1 protein-coding gene is annotated in these 263 nt (G+C 66.5%); it reads left to right on the top strand.

Annotated elements, in window-relative coordinates:
- Nucleotides 1-263: ATP-binding cassette domain-containing protein (locus EUU22_RS01175; protein ID WP_129330297.1), on the top strand; the 263-nt coding region annotated here is incomplete at both ends.

The following is a 263-nucleotide window of genomic DNA, read 5'->3' on the forward strand; positions in this document are numbered from 1 at the left end:
CGTCTGGATGAAGTGTATGCGGCCTATGCCGAACCGGATGCCGATTTTGACCAGCTCGCCGCCGAGCAGGCCGAGTTGGAGGCCACCATTGCCGCCGCCGCGTCCAGCGGCGCCGACGACATCGACCACCAGATGGAGATTGCCGCCGACGCACTTCGCCTGCCGCCCTGGGATGCCGTCATCGGCCCGTTGTCAGGGGGCGAAAAGCGTCGCGTGGCGCTGTGCCGCCTGCTGCTGTCCAAACCCGACATGCTGCTTCTGGA

Origin of the sequence: Ciceribacter ferrooxidans, assembly GCF_004137355.1 — a bacterium.
Classification (GTDB): Bacteria; Pseudomonadota; Alphaproteobacteria; order Rhizobiales; family Rhizobiaceae; genus Allorhizobium; species Allorhizobium ferrooxidans.